Source organism: Bacteroidota bacterium (assembly GCA_034439655.1).
GTDB lineage: Bacteria > Bacteroidota > Bacteroidia > UKL13-3 > UKL13-3 > CANJUD01.
The window spans coordinates 1-25,424 of record JAWXAU010000003.1 but is presented as its reverse complement, the minus strand read 5'-3'; the positions used below and the strand labels follow the sequence as shown (position 1 = coordinate 25,424).

The 25,424-nt window shown below is 39.2% G+C and carries 11 protein-coding genes; all 11 read left to right on the top strand.

The window, feature by feature from the left end:
• The first annotated feature begins 22 nt into the window (after positions 1–22).
• Positions 23–703 carry a hypothetical protein gene (locus SGJ10_00220; GenBank protein ID MDZ4756546.1) on the top strand — a complete coding sequence of 227 codons (681 nt, stop codon included), beginning with the start codon at positions 23–25 and terminating at the stop codon, positions 701–703.
• Complete coding sequence (locus SGJ10_00215) at positions 682–1,062, top strand: hypothetical protein (GenBank protein ID MDZ4756545.1); 381 nt, start codon at positions 682–684, stop codon at positions 1,060–1,062. The genes SGJ10_00220 and SGJ10_00215 overlap by 22 nt, the downstream gene beginning before the upstream one ends.
• 18 nt (positions 1,063–1,080) lie before the next feature.
• Positions 1,081–1,788 (top strand): peptidylprolyl isomerase, encoded by a 708-nt coding sequence (locus SGJ10_00210; GenBank protein ID MDZ4756544.1) that lies wholly within the window; start codon positions 1,081–1,083, stop codon positions 1,786–1,788.
• Positions 1,789–4,272, top strand: a complete 2,484-nt coding sequence (locus tag SGJ10_00205) for a DUF5686 family protein (protein ID MDZ4756543.1) — start codon at positions 1,789–1,791, stop codon at positions 4,270–4,272.
• Positions 4,273–4,390: 118 nt separating this feature from the next.
• Positions 4,391–6,226, top strand: a complete 1,836-nt coding sequence (locus SGJ10_00200) for a 2-oxoacid:acceptor oxidoreductase subunit alpha (protein ID MDZ4756542.1) — start codon at positions 4,391–4,393, stop codon at positions 6,224–6,226.
• A gap of 20 nt (positions 6,227–6,246) precedes the next feature.
• Positions 6,247–7,284: a 2-oxoacid:ferredoxin oxidoreductase subunit beta gene (locus SGJ10_00195; GenBank protein MDZ4756541.1), complete on the top strand. Its 1,038-nt coding sequence runs from the start codon at positions 6,247–6,249 to the stop codon at positions 7,282–7,284.
• Positions 7,285–7,319: 35 nt separating this feature from the next.
• On the top strand, positions 7,320–9,476 hold the full coding sequence (locus tag SGJ10_00190) for a S46 family peptidase (GenBank protein MDZ4756540.1): 2,157 nt from the start codon (positions 7,320–7,322) through the stop codon (positions 9,474–9,476).
• 27 nt (positions 9,477–9,503) lie between these two features.
• A complete protein-coding gene (locus SGJ10_00185) occupies positions 9,504–9,962 on the top strand; it encodes a DUF4920 domain-containing protein (protein ID MDZ4756539.1) in 459 nt (152 codons plus the stop codon).
• Positions 9,963–9,973: 11 nt separating this feature from the next.
• The gene (locus SGJ10_00180) at positions 9,974–10,930 is read left to right on the top strand and encodes a zinc dependent phospholipase C family protein (GenBank protein ID MDZ4756538.1); all 957 of its coding nucleotides are present in this window, start codon (positions 9,974–9,976) and stop codon (positions 10,928–10,930) included.
• A 118-nt stretch (positions 10,931–11,048) separates the two neighbouring features.
• Complete coding sequence (gene dnaN / locus SGJ10_00175) at positions 11,049–12,167, top strand: DNA polymerase III subunit beta (GenBank protein ID MDZ4756537.1); 1,119 nt, start codon at positions 11,049–11,051, stop codon at positions 12,165–12,167.
• 589 nt (positions 12,168–12,756) lie between these two features.
• Positions 12,757–25,424 (top strand): BNR-repeat neuraminidase N-terminal domain-containing protein (locus SGJ10_00170; protein ID MDZ4756536.1); only part of this gene is annotated, 12,668 nt, incomplete at its 3' end.

Here is a 25,424-nt window from a genome sequence, read left to right as displayed (position 1 = left end):
ATTTGTAAGCTGATTTTTAGTAATGAAAAAAAACATATTTCTGGTAATTTATTTCTTTGCTGTTTGCGGAACAGCTTTAGCCCAAATAGACACCGCTTGCCAAACAAGTAGTAACGACTATGTGGTATGTGAACAAAACAACGAGCCAAGATATATGAATGGCAGCCAATCGATAGCTGTTCGCAAAGCAAATACGTTAACAATAAAATTAACGAACAAAACCACGCTAACATTTACCAATGCGATATTAGATAGTGTTTCGCCCAAATATGATTCAGTGAAAACATTTATATTTAAAAAACATTATAGGGAAAATAACGTTGTCGTAGTAGAAAGAATTACCAATAACGGAGCCGTGATGTTGGTTGTAAATTTAAACACCGGAAAAAAGGTGGAAACTAACTGGCTCCCCGTTTTTTCACCCGACAATAAAAGGTTTGCGGTAGTGAGTGGTACTGAGTACAATACCTATTCGCCTGAAATGGTGGAAATATATTTAAATAAAAAAGGAGACTTTGAAAAAGAATTTGAGTTTAAACCCGATGGGGCACTTAGCTATTTAGGTGCATGTAAATGGCAAGGGAACGACCGGTTAGCGGTGAAAAGAGTGAATTATGCAAAAATAAATAGCACAGGGAAACCCTTAAAAAGCGATATAACATTAGCAATAATAGACAATAAATGGAACGTGATGGGAAAATGAGCGAAGAAGAATATATATTAAAGTGGAGTCAGGTAAATCAGTATTGGCAAAAAACATTCAATAAACCACCCGACCTGAATAGCATGCTTTTTTTAATTGGCCAGAGAGAGACAGACCAACCCAAAATCAAATATAAAAAGCAAGAAAAAATGGATTTTTTCCATGTAGCTATCTGCAAACTATTAAGCCAAGATGGGTACTATGAAATGATGGGTTACGATGATGACGGATGGCCTCACTATGAGCAATTAAAGGAATTACCCGCCATTGATATATTTACTCAGGAAAAGGTATTAAAAGAAAAAATAATCAATTATTTTGAACAAGAAAACATTATAACATACCAAATCATAATATAATTAAATATTATTTACAAAATGAAAAAACTATTATATTTTATTCCTGTTTGCTTAGTAATATACTCATTTGCAAACCAGCAACCCTCAAAGGTTTCAAAAAACCAAACCAAACCAAAAATTGACACAACCTATATGGTATTGATGAAAACAACAATGGGCGATATAACATTAAAACTATATAATGAAACTCCTAAGCACAGAGACAATTTTATAGATTTAGTAAAAAAGAATTTTTTTGACAGCCTGTTGTTTCACAGAGTGATTAATAATTTTATGATTCAGGGAGGAGACCCCAACTCGAAAAATGCACAAGCGGGGGCGATGCTTGGCGATGGCGATGTGGGATATACAGTTCCAGCAGAGTTTAACACAAAATTGATACATAAAAAGGGGGTCTTGGCAGCAGCAAGAAACGACAATCCAGAAAAAGCCTCAAGTGGATGTCAGTTTTATATAGTACAAGGTAAAAAAACAGATTCACTTACACTAAACATGTTGGAAAAACGCAATGGTTTGCAATATACAGCCGAGCAAAGAAAGATATATCAGACAATAGGAGGAACACCGTTCTTGGACAACAGTTATACAGTATATGGAGAAACTATTTCTGGAATAGAAGTAGTAGATAGGATTGCAGTAGTGCCAGGCGATGGTAGTAACAGACCCAACACTAATATATATATACTCTCTACGAAGTTAATTATTACAACAGCTAAAGTTAAATAAGTGAGCGTATATAGAAAAGTTATATATATATATTTATCTGTTTTTTTACCGATTAATTTACTCGCACAAGGAAGCATCTCGGGCAGCGTAAAAGATTCAGAGTCGGGCGATGCAGTGGCTTATGCAACAATAAAAGCTATTATATCGGGGACTAAAACACAAGCAAACTTTGACGGGAGCTTTATTATACAACTAAACACACAGTTGGACTCTTTAGAAATATCGGCATCTGGATTTATAACTAAAAACATAAAAATAATCGACACAGGAATATTGCTCATTAAATTGAGTAGACAAACCACAGAATTAAAAGCAGTGGTAATAAAACCTAAAGCAAACAAAGCATTACGAATATTGGACAGTGTATATATTCATAAACAATATAATAGCCCTGATTTGTTGATATCCTATCAGTGCGAAAATTTTAATAGGATAGAACTAGCGGTGAACAACCTATCAAAAAGTATGACCAACAAAACATTGACAAAAAAACTAGCAGTTTTAATGGACACAAACAAACAAATATTGAACGAAGATGGAAAATTTGTATTGCCTGTTTTTATTTCAGAAAGTGTGAGCGATTATTATTGCATAAAGAAACCCCTCAAAGAACGAGATATTATAAAAGCGGTAAAAATAACAGGGGTGGGGGTTCAAGACGGTGCCACCATTTCTCAATTAACAGCCTCAGTATTTCAAGAATATAATTTTTATAATAATTGGATTACCGTTGTCGACAAGCAATTTGCTTCACCGCTGAACCCACAATCAAAAAAACTTTATTATATAAAACTAGTAGACTCAATGGATATAGATGGAAAGAAATGTTACCAAATTTCTTTAAGGAAAAAACATTCTCAAGATTTATTATTCACGGGCGACATTTGGATTGAGGACTCAACCTTTGCTTTAAAAAGAATGGTACTTGAAACAGACAAATCAGCAAACATAAACTTCGTTGAAAAAATAAAACTCCAACAAGAATTTTATGCGACCACCGCAGGCCCTTGGCTCCCTTCAAAAACAAGAATCACAATAGATATTGACCAGTTTCAAAAGAAAGCAGCAGGTGTAATTGCAAAATACTACACCACCTCTAGCAACATAATAGTAAACAGCCCCAAACCGCTTAAGTTTTTCGAGGATAGAGTTACAGTGAATGAAGATTCGCATTTATACCAAGATTCCTTTTGGAACAACAAAAGGCAGGAAAACACAGCCGATGCAGACCCTAGATTTATCAGTATGGTTGATTCAGTTAAAGAAGTGCCGGTAATAAAAAGGTATACAGATATAGTTGATATAATAGCTAATGGGTATTTTCATTATAAAAAACTTGATTTCGGACATTATTTATATCTGTTTAACCATAATTATGTTGAGGGCTACAAGGTAAGATTGGGTTTTAAAACAAGCTATAAATGGAACCGAGATTTACAATTTGCAGGGTACGTTGCATATGGTTTTCAAGACCAAAGAGTAAAATACAGGGTGCGTGTTGACTATGTTTTCAGCCGCAAACCATGGATAAAAGCAGGCTATGCACACCGACACGATATAGAAGGACTGGGCTTAGGAGATGTTAATTTTTCAACCAAAAACAATTTATTTGCAGTAGTTTCTTTTTTTACAAGTTTAAAGAAATTTAACTTAGCAACAGAGCATTTATTGTGGTTAGAATCGGCTCCTACTAGAGGATTGACAACACTATGCTATATTAGAACCAAGAATTTCAATCCACAAGGGTTATATACTTTTGGATGGAATGATGCACAGAACAATCATTATAAAACTTTCAACGATTTTTCGCTAACTATTGACAACACTTATTCAAGAAAGGATGTATATATACAGAACAATAATGAAAGAATTAATCTGGGGTCAGTATCACCAAGATTTAATGTTTCATATACTCTTGGAGTAAAGGATGTATTGCCCAAAAGTTTTTCTTATCATAGTTTTTCTTTTTATATAGACCACAAGGTGTTCCTAAAAAAACTAGGAACAGCATATTATAAAATAAGAGGGAATTATATTTTGGGAACCATACCCTATTTACTGCTCGACATACAAAAAGGAAATCAAGCTTTTGTATATAACTCATCAACATTTAATATGATGAATTTTGTTGAATTTGTAACCGACAAATCTATTAGTGCTGAATACGAACACCACTTTGAAGGTTTGTTTTTCAGTAGGCTGCCTATTATCAAAAAATGGAATCTGCGTTTCTTCGTCAATGGTAAAACCTTATGGGGTTCCTTAAGGCAAGCAAACTGGGATTTTTTACCCCAAGCAAACCCCGACAATGTAACTATAACTCGTTTCCAGCTATTGAATAACCAACCTTATGCAGAGGTGGGATACGGCATCGAAAACATATTAAAAGTAATTAGAATAGATTTTTTACACAGACTAACCTATTTAAGCAATCCAAATACTCGTGCCTTTGGTATAAAGCTTAGTGCCCAATTTAAGTTTTAGCAGAGCAAAACCGCTGCATACAAATATGAAAAAAGAATAAAAAATTTAGAAACAACTCACTCAAATATTTCCTTAACTTTGTCGGCAACCATTTGAGAAAAAGTAATATAATAGCAACATGGTAACAGAAGAACAAATATTAGAATCAGTGGTAATTCGCTTTGCTGGCGATAGCGGCGATGGCATGCAGCTTACGGGCACACAATTTACCAATGCGGCTGCCCTATATGGTAACGATTTGGCCACATTCCCCGACTTTCCTGCCGAAATACGTGCTCCTCAAGGAACACTCGCAGGCGTTTCGGGTTATCAAATTCATTTCGGCTCCAAAAAAATTAACACCCCTGGTGATATTTGCGATGTACTGGTAGCCATGAATGTAGCCGCCCTCAAGGCCAATATTAAACAACTAAAACTGGGAGGAACTATTATAGTTAATACTGATGGATTTGACACTAAAAACTTGAGGCTTGCCAATGTTCCAGAAGCAGAAAACCCTCTTGAAAACGGAAGCCTTGATAAATACGAAGTAAAGAAATTAGACATCACAAAAATAACCCGCTTGGCCCTGGCAGATAGCGGCATGGGGACCAAAGAAATAGACCGTAGCAAAAACATGTTTGTGCTGGGTTTGGTGTACTGGATGTATAATAGAAGTATTGATAACTCAATTGAGTTTATCACCTCAAAATTTAAAAATAAACCCCAAATAGCCGAAGCCAATATTAAACTTTTAAAAGCAGGATACCATTATGGCGAAACCACAGAAACATTTAACTCTCGATATGAAGTAAAACGAGCAGAAATGCCAAGCGGAGTTTATCGCAGTATTATGGGAAACCAAGCATTGTCTTACGGTTTGGTGGCTGCATCGGTTAAAAGTGGGCTACCTATTTTTCTTGGGACTTATCCTATTACCCCAGCATCAGATATTTTACACGAACTTGCCAAATTAAAAAACTTTGGTATTCGCACTTTCCAAGCAGAAGATGAGATAGCAGGCGTTTGTGCCGCAATAGGTGCAGCTTATGGTGGAAGTATTGGAATAACCACCTCAAGTGGACCGGGTATCGCCCTCAAATCGGAAGCAATTGGGTTGGCAACAGTATTGGAGTTACCCTTAGTGATATGTAATATACAACGCGGAGGGCCAAGCACAGGGCTTCCCACCAAAACAGAACAGGCAGATTTAATGCAGGCCTTATATGGGCGTAACGGAGAATGTCCGGTAGCTATTTTGGCTGCATCCACCCCTGCCGATTGTTTTGAAATGGCATACGAAGCCGTTAGAATAGCCTTGGAACACATGATACCAGTTTTTTTATTAAGCGATGGATATATAGCTAACGGAGCTGAACCTTGGTGTTTCCCGCAAGCCAAAGATTTGCGTGATATAAACATCCAATTTGCAAAACAAACAGAAGAGAAATTTATGCCTTATTTGCGTGATGAAAAACTTGCTAGGCCTTGGGCTGTGCCTGGTACCGCAGGTTTAGAACATAGAATAGGAGGCTTAGAAAAACAGAATATCACAGGAAATATTAGTTATGATGGCGACAACCACGAATTTATGGTAAACCTACGCCAAGAAAAAGTAAACCGCATTGCACAATATATTCCACTGCAAGAAATAGACAATGGCGACACTACAGGGAAATTATTGGTATTAGGTTGGGGTAGCACTTACGGAGCAATAAAAACAGCCGTTCACGAGTTGAGAGGGAGCGGATATAGTGTTAGCCATGCCCAAGTAAAATATATGAACCCGTTGCCTTCAAACTTGGAGAATTTATTAAAAGGATTTGATAAAATATTAGTACCAGAAATGAACAGTGGACAGTTCATAAAAATAATTCGGGAAAAGTTTTTAATCGATGCAATTGGCTATAGCAAAGTGCAGGGTCAACCATTTGCCACCCATGAAATAGTGTCCAAAATTAAAGAACTTATATAAGACCTTAAAAACATAAAACCATGTCAAATATTATTGACCAAACTGCACCGAAACTCACTGCCAAAGATTTTGCCAGCGATCAAGACGTTCGCTGGTGCCCAGGTTGCGGAGATTATAGTATTCTAAAACAAGTACAAACAGTTTTGCCCGATTTGGGTAGACCCAAAGAAGAGTTTGTATTTGTTTCGGGGATAGGTTGTAGCAGCCGATTTCCATATTATATGGACACTTATGGGCTACATAGTATTCACGGAAGGGCAGCAGCAATTGCTACGGGCATTAAAACCTCGCGACCCGAACTTTCCGTTTGGATGATTTCGGGCGATGGTGATTCTTTGTCTATTGGCGGCAACCATTTTATACACTTACTTCGCCGCAATCTCGACATCAACTTGTTGTTATTCAACAATCAAATATATGGGCTTACCAAAGGACAATATTCACCAACTTCTGAAGCGGGCAAAGTAACGAAATCGACGCCGATGGGGAGTATTGATCATCCTTTTAATCCAGCAGCTTTGAGCCTTGGTGCCGATGCAACCTTCGTAGCCCGCAGTATGGACAGAGACCCAAAACACATGCAAATGGTAATTAGAAGAGGCTATGACCATAAAGGCACTTCGATGATAGAAATATATCAAAACTGCAATGTGTTCAACGATGGAGCGTTTGAAATATATACTGAGAAAAGCAGCAAGAAATTAGAAACACTTTTTGTTGAGAACGGGAAGCCACTTATGTTTGGTGAAAATAACGACAAGGGAATAATTCTGGATGGGTTTAAACCCAAGGTTATTAACATAGGAGAAAATTATAGTGCCAACGATTGCTGGATACACGATGAACAAGACCAGGTAAAGGCAAATATCTTAGCTAGGTTCTTCGACGACCCATCTAAAGAGGATCATCTCCCAAGGCCCTTTGGTGTTTTTTATGCCATCGAACGTGCAACCTATAATGATTTGCTTAACGAACAAATAGAATTTGCGATTGATAAATTTGGCAAAGGCGATTTGGATAAACTTATAGCGGGGAAAGAAACGTGGACAATTAACTAATTTATATATAAAACGCAAATTCGAAAAACAACAACATGAAAAAAAAGATACTAAGCATTCTTACATTTTTAGCTTTTACTTCGGCAACTCTTGCCGATGAAGGCATGTGGCTCCCAATTTTATTGGGACAAAAAAACTATACCCAAATGACACAGATGGGTCTAAAACTAACCCCCCAACAATTGTATGACGTGAACAACGCCAGCATGAAAGATGCGGTAATTTGGTTTGGCGGAGGTTGCACCGGTGAAGTTATTTCTAACGAGGGATTGGTTCTTACCAACCATCATTGTGGTTACGATGCTATAGCAACACTTAGCACGCCAGATAATAATAGACTGGCAAACGGGTTTTGGGCATTGGACAAATCGCAAGAACTACCCGCACAAGGATTGTCGGTAGCATTCTTGGTAAGAATGGAAGACGTAACGGAAAGAATGATGGCGGAACTTGCTAAATATCCAGCCGATTCGCAATTATTTTATGCACAAAAAGAGGGCGAAAAACTAGCCAAAGCTGCAAAAGAAGATGGTCGTTACGAGGCATTTGTTAGAGACATGTTTAAAGGGAATCAATTTTATTTGTTTGTTATGGAACGCTATACAGACGTGCGTTTAGTAGGAACACCGCCAGAAAGCATTGGTAAGTTTGGAGGAGATACTGACAACTGGATGTGGCCTAGGCACACGGGCGATTTTAGCATGTTTCGTATATATGCAAACAAGGATAATAAGCCCGCAACCTACAGTACAGAAAATGTACCTTTCAAACCTAAAAAATACTTGCCCGTTTCGCTTAAGGGTGTGGAAAATGGAGATTTTGCAATGATATTTGGTTTTCCCGGACGCACCAATAGATATGAGACCTCCATGGGTGTGAAATTAGCGATAGAGCAAACAAACCCAGCTATTGTAAAGCTACGCACAAAACGCTTGCAATTAATGAAGGAGCAAATGGATGCAGATGTAGAAGTTCGCTTACAACTGGCCAGCCGCTATGCACAGATAGCAAACTATTGGAAATATTTTATTGGCCAAACGGAACAATTGAAACATAATAAAGTATTTGAACGCAAGTTTGCCGACGAAGCAGTTTTTAATCAATGGGCCACTTCCAACCCAAATTATTCAGTGCTTTTTGGCAATTTAGAAAAAGAATATGATATATATAAACTATATAATAAGCACCAAGTTTATTTAGGCGAGGGAATTCGTGGGTCAATACTTGTTTCGTATGCAGCCGCTTTTATCGATTTAGAAAAGGAATTTATGAAACCCGAGCTAGACAACTCAAAAATACAAGCACAAATAATTATTTTAAAAGCAAGATATGCTTCTTTTTATAAAGCATATTATAATAAAGCAAGCGATGAAGCAATTATGGCCGCAACACTCGAAATGTATTATAATGATATTGACAAAAGCCAACACCCAGAAATGCTTACAAAGCTTATGGCCAAAACCAAAACAGGAAAAGAAAGGGAACTTATTAATAAAACGGTAGAAAAGATTGTTGCCAAAACCATGATTACCGACTCTGTGAAATTAAATAAATTTTTTGACAAACCAAATCTCAAAGCCATTCAAAAAGACCCCGCCATTCAATACGCTTTGGCTTTTATGAAAAACTACAATAACAACTATAAAAAGTATATAGATGCATTCAATTTTGCAAATGCAAACTTTGGCAACAAGTATATGAAGGGATTAATGCAAATGCAACCCAATAAATATTTTTATCCTGATGCAAATAGTACCATGCGTTGTACTTACGGAAACATTAAAGATTATAGCCCCAAAGACGCTGTTCATTTTTCGCATTTCACCACTCTTAAAGGCATAATGGAAAAAGAAGATCCAAACAACGACGAGTTTGTGGTGCCAGCAAAACTTAAAGAACTATACAAGAACAGAGACTACGGACAATATGCAGGCAAAGATGGAGAAGTACCCGTTGGGTTTCTTACCACAAACGATATTACAGGAGGGAATAGTGGCAGCCCTGTAATAAACGGGAATGGTGAATTAATAGGAACAGCATTCGATGGTAACTGGGAAGCAATGAGTGGCGATATAGCGTTCGATGCACAATTTAAACGCACTATATGCGTAGACGTGAGATATACCTTGTTTATTATTGACAAACTTGGAGGGGCAGGGAATTTGATAAAGGAAATGACATTGGTGAAATAGTATGATATATCGATTAGAAAAAACAGCATGAAGTATTATATATATATATTCACACTTTTCTGTTTGGTATCATGCAAAAGCGAGCAAAAAGTCCCGACACCAGAAAAGGAACCCGATACTATAAAACACATGCCCGACGACATGGCCTTGTACGAAAAATACGGCGATAGCACCTATATACCTGGCACACCAATCGAGGCTGTTATGGCTCACGAAATATTGAACGATAAAGATTCGTTTGTTACGGAGCTCAAGGGAAAAATAATTGAGGTATGTCGCGAAGCAGGATGCTGGTGTGAAGTATTAACCGAGAAAAACAAAACGCTCCATATTAAGACAGGAGGTAATTTTTTTCTAGACACAACAGCTTTGGGCAAGGAAGCTTTTTTTGCAGGTTATCTATACAGGCAAACACCAGAAGACAAACACAGTAAAGAATTGGGAGAGCTTACCTATTGGGCTACTTCTGCTTGGGTACATAAGTAATAATTATTTCAATGAAAACACTTTTTGCGGGTCTTTTATTTTTTTTATTTATTGCACAGAAGGCATATTCTTGGGGCTTTCACGGGCATAAGATTGTAAACAACTCGGCAGTTTATGCTCTTCCACCCGAGATGTTTATTTTCTATAAAAACTATATTGACTTTATAACAGAACACTCTGTTGACCCGGACAGAAGAAGATATAGCGATACCGCTGAAGCATGCAGACATTATATAGATATAGATTATTATGAGAAAACGCTACCGATAGACAGCATACCACGCTATTGGCCAGAAGCAGTAGAAAAATATGGTCGAGACACACTCGTCGCTCACGGAATTGTGCCCTGGCATATTATGCTCATGAAAAACAGGCTTACCGAAGCCTTCAGGGTGAAGGATATGATGACGGTTCTCAGGCTTTCGGCCGACATAGGACATTATATCGCCGATGCACATGTTCCGCTCCACACAACGCACAATTATAATGGACAATTCTCGGGGCAGCACGGTATTCACGCTTTTTGGGAGTCTAGGTTGCCTGAGCTTTTCTCGGAAGGATATGATTTGATGATTGGGCCGTGCTATTATATTGACAGCCTTAACCAGCAAATATGGAAAACAATAAATGACAGCTATGCTTGTTTGGACTCTGTTTTAGGTTTTGAAAAACGCTTGTCCAAACTTTTTGGAGATGACCGAAAATATGGTTTTGAAGAAAAGAGCGGACGTAATATTAAGGTATATTCCAACGATTTTTCGTTGGCTTATGCAAGAATGCTCGACGACCAAGTTGAAAGAAGGCTTAGGCTTTCGGCATTAATGACGGCAAGTGTTTGGTATACCTGTTGGTTTGATGCCGGGCAGCCAGTTTTGGAAGGTTTGGACGCCTTCGATCTGCAAGGACAAGGCACAAAAGAACTTGATTTGGAAATAAAAAAAATGATGTTAGGAAGGCAGGAAGAATGATTTTAAGGGCAAACTTTTGATAACCAATCAACAGCATTTTTTTTTTCAATTCTTGAAAACAGAAGGTTAACTTCGCAGACTTTCCAAACAACTTTATAAGCAATAAAAAGACAACCAAATGAAATTTATAGTATCAACCAACGACCTGCTTAAACAACTAGATTTAGTAGACGGTGTAGTGGTTTCCAAGCCACTTATTCCTATTTTGGAAAACTTCCTTTTTGAAATAAAGGACGGAAATCTTAAAATCACCACTACCGACTTGGAAACGTTTATGACAACCTCATTAAAGGTAGAAGCCGATAGCGATATTGACATTGCAGTCCCATCTAAGGTTTCTCTTGAAACTTTGAAAAACCTTCCCACCCAGCCTGTTACATTCTCTGTGGATGAGGCAAGCAAAAGTATAGAAATAAACACAGGAAATGGGCGGTATAAACTTACCGGAAATGACGCTAAAGATTTTCCAAAATTTCCTGTGCTAGAAAGCGACAACTCAATTGTGCTTTCAGCTAAAGTACTATCAAAAGCCATTAATAAGACAATTTTTGCAACAGGCACCGACGAGTTGCGTATTAACCTAACAGGTGTTTATTGCCAAGTGTCCGATAGCAACATAAATTTTGTGGCAACAGATGCCAACCGACTGGTGAGAGTGCAAAGGAAGGGGTTCAACAATGGTTTTGAAACATCATTCATTTTGCCCAAAAAAGCGATGAACCTTTTAAAAAGCTCCCTGCCCAATGATGATACCCCGGTAAAAATAGATTTTAATACCTCTTATGCTTTTTTCTCCTTTGCAGGCGTAAGCCTAATTTGCCGTTTGATAGACGAGCGTTATCCTGATTATACGGCGGTTATACCGACTGAGAACCCAAATAAGTTAAGCATTAACCGAAACGATTTTATCAGTGCGATGAAAAGGGTTTCTATATATGCCAATAAAACAACTAACCAGGTTCGATTAAAGATTGCCGGAAGTGAGATGACAATATCTGCAGAAGATTATGATTTTGCCAACGAGGCCACCGAAAGATTGTCTTGTAATTATGAAGGATCCGATATTGAAATAGGCTTTAATGCCCGTTTTCTAACCGAGATGCTTAATGCTATGGACACGGAAGATGTGAGGATGGAGTTTTCAATGCCCAACAGGGCGGGACTATTATTGCCAGCAGAAAACGATAGCGATGAAGACATACTCATGCTCATCATGCCAATGATGATAAATGTTTAACTAAAAACAAAATAAGTAAAACAAAGCTAAGCACCATTGTGTCGAAAGGCACGATGTGCACAAGATTTAAACAAGGCAGACGAAATTATAAAACGTAGAAAATCAAGGAATAAAAATTTTTTTAAATACTCCTTTTTGAAGAAAAACACGTAAATTCCATATTCTATCAGAGGTGTCAATTTCATGTACTGAACATCATATTTAAATGCAGTTCGTAGTGTTTTTGGTACTTGTGTTAGCGGTAGGTGGCCGAACCACTTAATATATACAAAAGTTTAACACTTTAAAAAAAAACCTAAACAAAAGCCTATGGTGAAATTTTGTACTCTTCAACAAAACGTTCTTAGCTTTCAGCGTACCCAGCAGTTCTTTATGGAACAGAGGTTCGAGCATTGCCTCATCGAAAGCACAGAAAATTTATTTTCTGACTTTGCTCACACAACTTACTTAGAAAAATCAATTAAATTAATCTAATCAAATTATGTTATCCAAATCTACTCAACAAAATGAGTGGCTTGGCTCGGTATCTCCGACGCCCACCCGCTCGTCAAGAAGGACATTGATGTCTTGTCTTGGCATGATCATGCTGATGTTGTTCTCCTACGGGGGTGCAAAAGCTCAGCTAACCTCTAACTACAGTTTCAGTAAAGCTCTGGGAACTTACACACCTATTACTACTGGTGGTGGTGCTTCGGTGTTTAAGTCTGGTACTTATGATTACTGTGGTGTATCAAGTGCGATTACCATTCCCTCTTTTAACTTTAATGGTAGTTCCTACACAAGTTTGCAAATTCAAGCAAACGGCTATGTGGTTTTTGGGTCAACAGTACCAAACTGCGACCCACAACCAATCAGTTCTTCATCAAGTTACAGCGGTGTAATTTGTGCAAGTGGTTATTATAGTTATACAGGTGCTTCTGGCACCTCTCCCTCTATTATCTACCAACAGGTAGGTAGCGAATTTATCGTTCAATGGACAGATCATGCTTGTTATTATCAAGATGGAAGATTTGGATTTCAAATTAGGATGAACACCTGTAATGGTGTTATTAAAATAGTATACGACTCAGTTCTAACTCAACCAACGGGAAGCTACACCGCTAGACAAGTAGGTCTACGAGGCTCATCAAACTCGGATTATTTAAACCGTACCTCTAGTTCAGGAACCTGGTTTGCAAATGATGCAAATGGTTCATCAAATTCTGCTTATTGTAATATGGGCGGTAGCGGTAACAGGCCCGATAAAGGCCTTACCTATACCTATACACCTTCTAGTGGTTCATCAATGGCAGTAAATAATATTAATTACAGTACAGCTAGTGTAAACTCAGTTTCTGCAGGTTCAAATGCAAACGAAATTATTCGTATGGATATTGATGTGCAAGGTGTTACTGGAACACAGATTTTGGATACTGTTATAGTTACTTCAAACAACACAGCCGATGCTGACGTATCAAAGGTAAAACTTTATGTTTCTTCATCGAATGTATTTAGCACAAGCACAGCTACACAAATAGGTGCTGGTGCTGGTGTTTCTTTTGTAAGCGGCAAAGCGTCGTTTTATGGTTTAAATCACAGCCTTCCATGTGCAGTTACCTATTTATACGTGGTGTATGATGTAGTTGCCAGTCCAACAATGTACGATTACTTGGATGCTAAAATAAATGCTGGCGATATTCACATAAGTGGAGTTACATTCCCAAGCACAAACAAGTCTCCTGTTGGAAACAGACAGTTAATTCCTCCAATGACTTACACATCGTCTACCGTAACCCAAGCAAGCACTGTTTTTGTAACTAAAGGTTCAACTACTAATGCTATACTAGGTATAAACGTAGATATGTCTGTAACTGGTTCTCCTATTAATATGGACTCTATTGTATTGCACACAACAGGTACCAATGGTACTAACAATGCAACCACCAATATTTCCAATGCTAAAATTTGGTATACAGCTAATAGCAGTGCTTTTGCTGCTACCACCCAGTATGGAAGTACTATCGCTGCCCCAAATGGTCAAATGAACTTTCTGGGTACACAGCCCCTTACAAACAATACAAACTATTTTTGGTTAACCTACGATATCAAATCGGGTGCTAACACAGGCGACTCGGTTGATGCTAGAGCTATTAGGATGAGGGTTGCTGGAACTGCACAAACACCTACTGTAACTAGCCCTGCTGGTTATCGCAGAATTATTCCAGCTTATTGTACCCCAAGCCATTCTTATAACTATAGTGGTCTTGCAGGAATGGGTATTACCAATGTATCGCTCAACAACTTAAATGTTACCACAACTGCTGGTGCTACCAGTAGCCCCGCTTACACTACCAGTAATTCTTTTGCCACAGTTCAACGCAAGTCCAACCCGACATTAGCTGTAAGTTTAGGTGCATTCAGTGGTAGTCCTATTGGAATTGTTGCTTGGATTGACTTCAACCAAGATGGAGACTTTTACGATGCAGGAGAACAAGTAGTGACTACTGCTTCTGGCAACGGTACCGCAAGCACCACGCACACATTTGTTATCCCTATTCCTTGTACAAGCAGTTTGGGATATACAAAAATTCGTGTAATGGCGGCATATTATTCAGCCAGTTATTGGTCTGATCCCTGCATTACTTATGGTTATGGTGAAACAGAAGACTATTTGGTAAATGTTACCGATAGTCCGCTTTCCTATGCAGCTAGTTTCACAGCTCAAAACAACACTTTAGCGGTTAGTCCCGGTACAAGCAATGTAGAAATTATTGCAATGCCGGTAATAACTTCAGGTTGCAATGGTAGCTTGAATGCAACCAGCTTTAGCCTTAATGCTAATGGTTCTACTAGTGTATCTGGCGATGTTACTGGTGCAAAAATATATTGGACAGGCAATAGCAGTGCTTTTGCCACAACCACTCAGTTTGGATCTACGTATACAGGAAGCATGACAGCTTCTTATAATATTACAGGAACTCAGGCACTCGTGTCAGATACAAACTGGTTTTGGTTAGCATATAACCTAAATGGAGGTGCTACTATTTCCAATGTTGTAGATGGAGAGTTTACCAGCGTTACAGTTGGTGGAAATGCTTATACACCTTCAAGCACAGCCCCTTCGGGCAGTAGGGTTATTGATAACCCAATGACTTGGAATAGCACCACAGGTATTCAACCCTCTACTGGCTCTGTTGGTAAAGGAACAAGGTATCATGCGGTATTGGGTGTCCAAATTAATATGAGCTCAGGTTCTTCGGTGAATTTGACCCAACTTAAATGGCAAACAAACGGTACGAATAACATTACAAGCAATGTTGACACTGCCCGTATCTATTACACAGGCAACAGTGCTACTTTTGCTCCTACCACACTGTTTGGCACCTACCAACTTAGCCCAGCAGCCACTACTACCTATACAGTTAATTCAACTAGAGCATTGTTGCCAGGCAATAATTATTTCTGGGTTGTATACAGTATAAAAACAGGGGCAAACACTGGCGATAGTGTTGATGCTAGAGTTAGTCAAGTTACCATTGCGGGCTCTCCTTATACTCCAAGTGTAACAGATCCTACAGGTAAACGCAAAATCATTCCACAACCATGTACTCCTTATACCTCTGGATACAACTATGGCAATGGTGGTATCACCAATGTGAGCATAGGAAGCATCAATAACAATACAGGTTTACCTGCTGCTAATAATACTTATACTGATTATACTAGTATGAGCACCACAATTCAAAGAGGTTCACCACAATCCGTTTCAGTTACTTCGCAAACATATCAGTATATGTATACCTCTGTATGGGTTGATTGGAACCAAGATGGAACTTTCCAATCTACTGAGAAACTTGCTCAGTTCACGGATGCGACCAGCCCGGTTACAAATTTATTTAATTTTACTGTTCCCTGCAATGCAGCTCTTGGCCAAGCCAGGATGCGTGTTAAAGAAGAGTATTTTTATCAAACTGGTGGTACTCAAGACCCTTGTAACGATTTATACTATGGTTACTATGATGAAATCGAAGATTATACACTAACTATTTCCGATAGTGCCCTTACTGTGGTAAGTGCTACCACTTTACAAAATGTAACATTGGCTGTTGGTACAGGTACTAACAATAACCAAATAGTACGTGTACAAGTAGTTACCAAAGGATGTACAGGAACACAAACCTTAACATCTATTAATTTAAATACTACAGGCAATACCGACCCTCAAGGCGATATAGACTCTGCTATTATATATTTTACTGGAAATAGCAATACATTTGCTACCACTACCTTGTTTGGTAAAATTGCAGGTAGCAGCCTATCTAGTAATGCTAATTTTAGTATTACAGGTTCTAGGGCATTGGTTACCGATACCAACAATTTCTGGTTGGTTTACAATGTGCCTAGTTCTGCCACTGTTGGCGACTATTTGGATGCACAAGCGAACAGCGTAGATGTAAACAGTGTGAACTATAGCACTACCATTCCTTCTCCTTCGGGAAACAGACAAATATTGAACCCAATGAGCTATACAAGTTCATACTTAACCCAAACAGCTTTCAACGGCATGCCTAAAGGATCTAGCAACCAAAAGATAGCAGGATTGGAAATAGTGATGAGCACGGGTACTTCAATTAACTTGGACAGTTTGATATTCACCAATACAGGTACTGCAAACTTCTCAACTAATGTATCAAACATGCGTTGTTTCTATACTGGCAACAGTAGTGCTTTTGCTACAACAACACAATATGCAAGCACGCTAACTACTGTGTCGGGTGGTGAAATTCGTTTTGGTCAGTCTATGGCGATTTTGCCAGGGACTAACTATTTTTGGTTAACCTACGACATCAAAACAAGTGCTACTACAGACGATTCAATAGATGCTACCATAGCTCGTGTTCGAATTGCAGGTAGTACCTATACTCCCTCGCCTACAACTGTTACAGGCAAACGTTATGTAATACCTAACTATTGTGATGTATCATCAAAGTATTACAATTCCTATAACTACGGTATTACAAATGTGAGCTTGGGTGCTATTAATAATACAACCAATACACCTACTGCTTATGCACAATATAATGATTATACAGCACAGTCGGCTACATTATACAAGTACCAATCATATACATTGTCTCTTAGTTATTTAGCCCAATATGGTTATGGTAACATAGCAGCATGGATTGACTGGAACGGAGATGGCGACTTTGCTGATGCAGGCGAAAAAATTGGACAACCAGCATATAGTACTGGCAATTCAAGTGGAACAGTCACCATTAACTTTACAGTTCCTTGTGCTGGAGTGGTAACAGGTCAAACACGTATGCGTATCTGTGAAGAGTATTATGCCAATGGTGGTCAACCTCTTGATCCTTGTAATTATGTATATCCTAACGCAGGTGAAACAGAAGACTATACAGTTGATATAAACAACAACCCACTTACTTATACTAACAGCACAACCACCCAGCAAAACACTAGCATAGTTCCTCAAGGTTCTAACAATGCTGAGGTGATAGGTATGTTAATAAATACTAGTGGATGTGGCGGTACATTGAATGTTACCCAGTTGAATTTTAATACAACAGGTACCACTGCAGCAGCAGCTGATATTACCAATGCCAAAGTTTGGTTTACAGGCTTAAGCAATGCTTTTGCAGCAATTACACAATTTGGTTCAGCAGTGGCTTCCCCTAATGGCAATTTCAGCATTAGCGGCACACAGGCCCTTAACGCTGATAGTAACCACTTCTGGTTAACATATAATGTTAACAGTGGTGCTACCAATGGCAATAAGATTGATGCTCAATGTACAGGTATTACTGTAGGGGCTTCTACTTATTCTCCATCTATTTCTAACCCTTCGGGCGATAGAACTATTGCATCTCCTGCCACCTATAACACACACACCTGGTCTAAATATACCATTTCGTTAGGAACAAATTCTACAAACAATAAGGTTGCTAGAGTGAAAATTACTATGAACAGCGGTGCTGGTGTAAATTTAGATTCTTTAATCTTTAATACTACAGGAAACACAAGTGCTTCAGATGTTACTAATGCGAATGTATGGTTTACAGGCAGCAGCAGCACATTTGCTACTACTACCCAGTATGGTGCTACCATTGCTTCGCCTAATGGAACTCTTTCCATCTATGGCTCTGCAGCATTACAGCCAGGAGATAATTATTTCTGGTTCACTTATGATATCCCATCAGGAGCTACGCTCGGCGATTCAGTAAACGCTAATTTAGTTAGACTTGCTACTGGAGGGTCATCATACAATGCAAGCCCTGCTACGATAGCTGGCAAAAGCAGAATACGTGCTACCTATTGTACGACTTCCGATTACCAGTACAACCAATATGGTGTTACAGGTATCAGCAATGTAACTTTGGGAGGCATTAACAATACTTCTAGTGTACCATCCTCAACAACAACTTATTCTGACTATACATCTCAAACAGGTACACTTCAAAAAGCTAAATCCTCTACAATTAGTGTAAGTTGGTCAGCTAACTATTCATCTTATTATGGTGCAGTTTGGATTGACTGGAATGGTGATGGAGACTGGACAGATGCAGGTGAAAATATAGGAGAATATTCTGACCAGAGCAATTATTCTGGCACCTATACTATGAATATTACCCCTCCATGTACTGCAGCAGTCGGTTCTACTCGTATGCGTATACGTTCAGAGTATTATGGCTATGGAGGAAATCTTGTTCCATGTGCATATAATTATTATTATGCGGGAGAAGTAGAAGATTATAGCATCGACATATTGGATAGCCCACGTAGCATTCTTTCTAGCGTTGCAGCACTTCCACTAAACTTGGACGTACAACCAGGTTCTACCAACCAACAAATATTGAAACTTCGTATTAATTCTGCGGGTTGTGGCAACAATTTAAATGTAACACAATTGAACTTTAGTACTGCAGGCACTCCAGGTTCTACCAATGCAAGTGGCGACATTACCAATGCCAAAGTTTGGTACACCGGCAATAGCCCCATATTTGCTACTACTACCCAATGGGGAAGTACCGTAAGCAGTCCCAATGGTGCATTTACTGTGAATGGTTCTACAACTATAGCAAATGACTCGGTTTGGTATTGGCTTACCTATGATATTGCATCGGGAGCCACTGTTACCAATGTAGTGGATGCAAAAATTACCTCTATGGTAGTTAGCAGCTCAAGTAGCACGCCTACCAATAGCGACCCTTCAGGTTCGCGTGCCATTAACAATCCGTCAACTTATGTAAGCTCTTCTATGACTATGCCGTTTACATCGGCTGTGGCAAAAGGCGGGGTTCAACAAAAAATCGTTTTGTTAAAAATAACACAAAGCAGCACAGGATCCCCTGTACCCTTAAACTCTATTAAGTTAAACACAACAGGGTGTACAGACCCCACTACAGATATCAGCAACGCAAAACTATTCCTAACAGGGGCTAGCACTACATTTTCTAGCACTTACCAATATGGTTCTACCATTGCCGCACCTAACGGAGTTATGAGCTTTACCTCATCTACCGATAACGTGAACCCTGGCGATAATTATTTGTGGCTTACCTACGATATTAAATCAGGTGCTACAACTAACGATTCGGTTACTGCTAAATTTGATTCGGTAACAGTTAACGGAACGGCTCAAGTACCTACAAATACAACTGTTTCTACCAAACGCAAAATCAACCCTAGTTATTGTGCTCCATCCGATTACTATTATAATCAGTATGGATACCCAGAAGGTATTACCAATGTTACATTTGCAGGAATTAATAATACAACTTCAGCTCCTTCGGGCTCAAGTACTACTAATGATTATTCTTACCTTACAGCCTCTGTGCAAAAATCACAAACCTATACCATAAGCTTAACAGCGGAAGTAGCAAACTACTGGTGGACAGGATATACTGGTGTTTGGATTGACTGGAACAATGATGGCACTTTCTCAAGTGGTGAAAAAATTGGTGAAACAAGTGATGGTTCAGGAGGAAGCAGCACAGGCCAACTTTCGGTAACAATACCTTGTAGTGCTACTTTAGGTTCTACCCGCATGCGTATTGTTCACGAAAACCATTATGGTGGTTCTGGTGCTCTTGATCCTTGTTATCAATATGCTGGTTATCTAGGCGAAACAGAAGACTATTCTGTAGATATTGCCGATAGCTCGCGTAACATTACAAGCACAAATGCTTTCCACCCTTCATTAATTGATGTTATGCCTGGTGCAACAAATGCCCAAATAATGGGTGTTCGTATTAATGCGGCTGGTTGTGGTACCTATCCTTTAACCAATGTTACCATGAATACATCAGGTAGCAATGGTACTACAGCAACTTCAGATATTACCAATGCTAAATTATGGTATACAACCACTAATGTGTTTGCTACAACCACGCAATATGGCAGTACAATATCTAGCCCAAATGGAGCTATGAGCTTTAGTGGTTCACAAACAGTACCCGATTCTTGTTGGTTATGGTTAACTTATAACGTAGCAAGCGGAGCAACAATTGCAAATTATTTAGATGCCGCAGTTACTTCATTAACTATTAACAGCAATACCTATAATCCAACAAATAGTAGCCCTACAGGTGGAAGACAAATCAACTACCCTGCTACTTATGTTAGCTCATCTTTGTCAATGCCTATTACCTCAGCGGTAACCAAAGGTATTAACAATCAGTCGATAGTTCGTATTCTAATTAATATGAGCAGCACAGGTTCGACCATTGCACTAGACAGTTTAAAACTTACAACAACTGGTTGCACAGCACCTTCTACCGACATCCAAAATGCAAAAATTTGGTATACTGGAAGTAGTGCAGGCTTTGCAGCAACAACACAATTTGGCTCTACCATTGCGTCTCCTAACGGCACAATGAAATTTGGAAGCACAACAGTATTATTGGTTCCAGGAGCTAACTATTTCTATCTATCTTATGATATTAAAACAGGAGCTACCACCAATGATTCTGTTACTGCTACTTTAGACTCAGTTGTTATTGCAGCCACAGGTTATGCACCTTCTAATTCTACGGTTTCTACTAAGCGTCGTATCAATGCCCCATATTGTACTCCCTCAGACTACAGTTATAATCAATATGGTTATGCAGTAGGAATGACAAACGTTACCGTTGCAGGTATTAATAACACTACAACAGTAAGTACAAGTTCTACTACGCACTCAGATTATACTGCACAACATGCTTCAGTACAAAAGGCACAGGCATATACCATGACTGTTGCAGCATCGAACAGCGGCTATTACACGCAATACGTTGCAGCATGGGTTGACTGGAACAATGATGGAACTTTCGCTAGTGGTGAAAAGCTAGGTGAAGTAACAGTGAATTCTAGTACAGCCACTTGTACCTTCAACTTTACTACTCCATGTTCAGCTTTAGCTGGTACTACACGTCTACGTGTAAGAGGGGAATATTATGCTAACGGAGGAGGATTGGATCCATGTAACTATAACTACAACTTTGCTGGTGAAACAGAAGATTATTCTGTAGATATTATTGATAGTCCACGTAATATTACTTCAGTAGTAAGTGCACAACCCGTTACGGTTGATGTATCGCCTAGTAATACCAATGCTCAAATTATGAGAATTCGTGTAAACTCGCAAGGTTGTGGTACTGCTGCTTTAACCCAGCTTAACTTCAACACTGCAGGCACTACTAGCACTTCCGATATTACCAATGCCAAAGTTTGGTATACTGCTTCTAGCCCTACATTTGCTACAACCACACAATTTGGTTCTACATTAAGCAGCCCAAGTGCAGCATTTAGTATAACAGGTACACAAAACCTTACCACAGATTCTGCTTGGTTCTGGTTAACTTACGATATAGCAAGCGGTGCCTCAATAGGCAATTTGGTTGATGCCGAAGGTACAGCAGCTACTATTAACGCTACAACCTACTCATCGGTTGCTACCGTTACAGGAAGCCGTACCATCAATATCCCTGCTTCTTATGTTAGTGCTACTTCTACGCAAGCAAGTGTAGCAAATATTGTAAAAGGAAACACCAATAATGCAATTATAGGTGCTCAAATTGTAATGACAACGGGCTCTGCACAAAATGCAACAAACCTTGAATTTACTGTAGTAGGCTCGCAAAATGTAAGCACAAATATTAGCAATGCCAAATGTTGGTATACTGGTACTAGCAACGCATTTGCAACTACCACGCAATATGGTAGTGTTTATAACTCTCCTACCTACAATGTATCGTTTAACGGAAATCAATCATTATTGCCAGGAACCAATTATTTCTGGATGACTTATGATGTTCCTACCTCAGGAAATACTGGCGATTCGGTTGATGGTACTTTCGAACAATTCGATTTGGATTCAAATGGAACTACCAATACCTATGTTCCATCGGTAACTGCTCCAGCAGGCAAACGCAAATTGGTTCAACCTTATTGTACAGCTCAAACGTATCAGTATAACCAATACTCACTTACAGGTATTACCAATGTAACTATGGGAACCATTAACAATACTACTAGTGTTCCTAATAGCACAAGTACCAATAACAGTTATTTGGCTCAGTCAACCGACATTCAAAAAGCTGCTAACTATACTTTAAGTGTTAGTGTTTCTACCAACTATACTCCTCAATATACAGCAGCCTGGATTGACTTCGATGGTGATGCCAATTTTGATGCATCTGAAAAACTGGGACAAGTTGGAACGAATGGTACTACAGGTACAGTATCGTTTAGCTTTACAGTGCCATGTGGTGCTAGTTTAGGTTCAACACGCATGCGTGTTAGAAACGAGTACTATGCCAACAATGGTCAAGCACTTGATCCTTGTAATTATACTTACTACTACGGTGGCGAGGTAGAAGACTACAGTGTTAATATTACCGACAGCCCACTAACAGTGGTATCAGTAACTACAAGCACATCTTCTACTTTGGATGTATTTGCAGGGGCAACCAATCAACAGATGATTGCTATACCTGTTGTACTTAAAGGATGTTCTGGCTCTAAAACAATTACACAGCTAGACTTAAACACCAATGGTTCGAGCAGTGCTAGCAATGACATTGCAAATGCTAAAGTTTGGTTTACAGGAAGTAGCAATGTGTTTGCAGCATCTACGCAGTTCGGTTCTACGAGTAGCGGTCCAGTAGGTAATTTCAGCGTATCAGGCAGTATGGCTTTAGCGAGCGATACAAACTGGTTCTGGGTTACTTATGATATTGCTAGTGGAGCAACCACCAATAACAATGTTGATGTTGAATGTAGTAGTGTTACAGTTAGTAGCAGCAACTATACTCCTACAACTCAAGCTCCAAGCGGAAGCAGAATGATTAACGTGGCCATGTCATACACTAGTTCTACCACCGTGGCTCCTACCACCAGCCCAGTTGAAAAAGGAAAGCGTTATTATGAAGTAGCCGATATACAAGTTGTAATGTCTACTGGTGCTACTGTTAACCTCACTCAACTTAACTTGAGCACGGGGGCTAGTACGAATGCTTCTGGAGATATAGACACAGCTAGAGTGTACTTTACTGGAAATAGCGGCACATTTGCCACTACTACTTTGTTTGCTACACAAGTTGGTCCCAATGGAACATTCACAGCAACAGGAACCCAAGCTTTAGTACCAGGTACTAACCACTTCTGGGTTTCATACAGTATCAAAACAGGTGCAACTACTGGCGATTCAGTAACTGCGTGTTGCTCACAAATTACCATTAATGCAGCAACTCATACCCCTACTGTTACTTGTCCTGCTGGCAAACGTAAAGTTATTGCTCAATATTGTACTCCAACATGGGGCTACAATGGTTACAATACACAAATGTATATAGCTAGAGTAAAAATTGGATCGTCAATAGACAATACCACATCTTATGGTAGTGGACCAAACTATTATACCTACTACAGCAGCCAAACATGTTCGTTAACAATTACTGGCAACGATACAATTAAAGTGGAAGCAGGCAGTGGTTATACCCAAACAGTTAATGTGTATATTGACGCTAACCAAGATGGAGACTTTGCAGATGCAGGCGAAAGCTTAGGCGGCAATACTTCTGTTGGAACGTCATTGGCTAATATACCTGTAAGCGTGGCTTCTGGTGCCTTAATTGGCACAACACGTTTGCGTGTAATTTCTACTTATTATGGTTATTCGGTAGCAACAGCTTGCGGTAGTAACTATTATGCTGGCGAATGTGAAGATTACAATGTGGTAGTACTGGGGCCAAATGCACCAAATGCAACTATTAGTCCTAATACAGCGACTTCTATGTGTCAAGGAATAGGTCAAGTATTCACTGCAAGCCCAGTAAATAATGCTTATACCTATACATGGAAAGAAGGTGCTACTGTTAAGCTAACTGGTACAGGTACAAGTTATGCTACCTATAGCTATAACCCAGCCTATACAGGCACATACAGTATCACATGTACTATCGCGGACCAATATAGCCAGACAGGTGTTTCTCCTGCAACCACTATCACTATCAACTCTAACCCTGTTGGTGGAACTACATCAGTAACATCTACTGCACTTTGTTCAGGACAAACTGATACATTGAGCGTGAGTGGAAATTCTGGTAGCCCTCAATGGCAGTCTAAAGTTGGAGCAGGTGCATGGACAGATATATCTGGAGCAACAACAACAACTTATGTGGTTATGCCTTCGGTTACTACCTCTTATCGTTGTAAATCAACTTTAGGTGTTTGTGGTTCTGCATACTCTACCCAAGTTACAGTTAGCATTGGTACTGCAGCGGTGTGGATAGGTGCTTATAGCACAGTATGGACCTATGGCCCTAACTGGTGTTCAGGCACAGTGCCCACCAACAGTTCAAATGTGACTATCAGTACTGGTACATTCCAACCTGTACTTACAAGTACCGTATATTGTAGTAACCTTACCATTAATTCAGGAGCCACACTTACCATAAACAATGGAGGTGTGCTTCAAATAGGTGGCACGTTTACCAAGAACGGAACGCTTACCCACAACTATGGTAAAATTATATTTACCTCGCCACAAACACTTCCAGCTAACGCATACTACTGGTTAAGCCTAAATGGCTCAGGTACTTATACCTTGTCTGGAAATACTATTGTGAACAGTAACTTGAACATCGTTAGCGGTGTAACAGTTGCAACCGCAGGTTTTAACCTTACTGCCAAACGCGATGTAGCTTGTAATGGTACGATTAGTGGAACAGGAAACTTGGTGTTGGACAACAGCACACTTAACCAAACAGTTTCTGG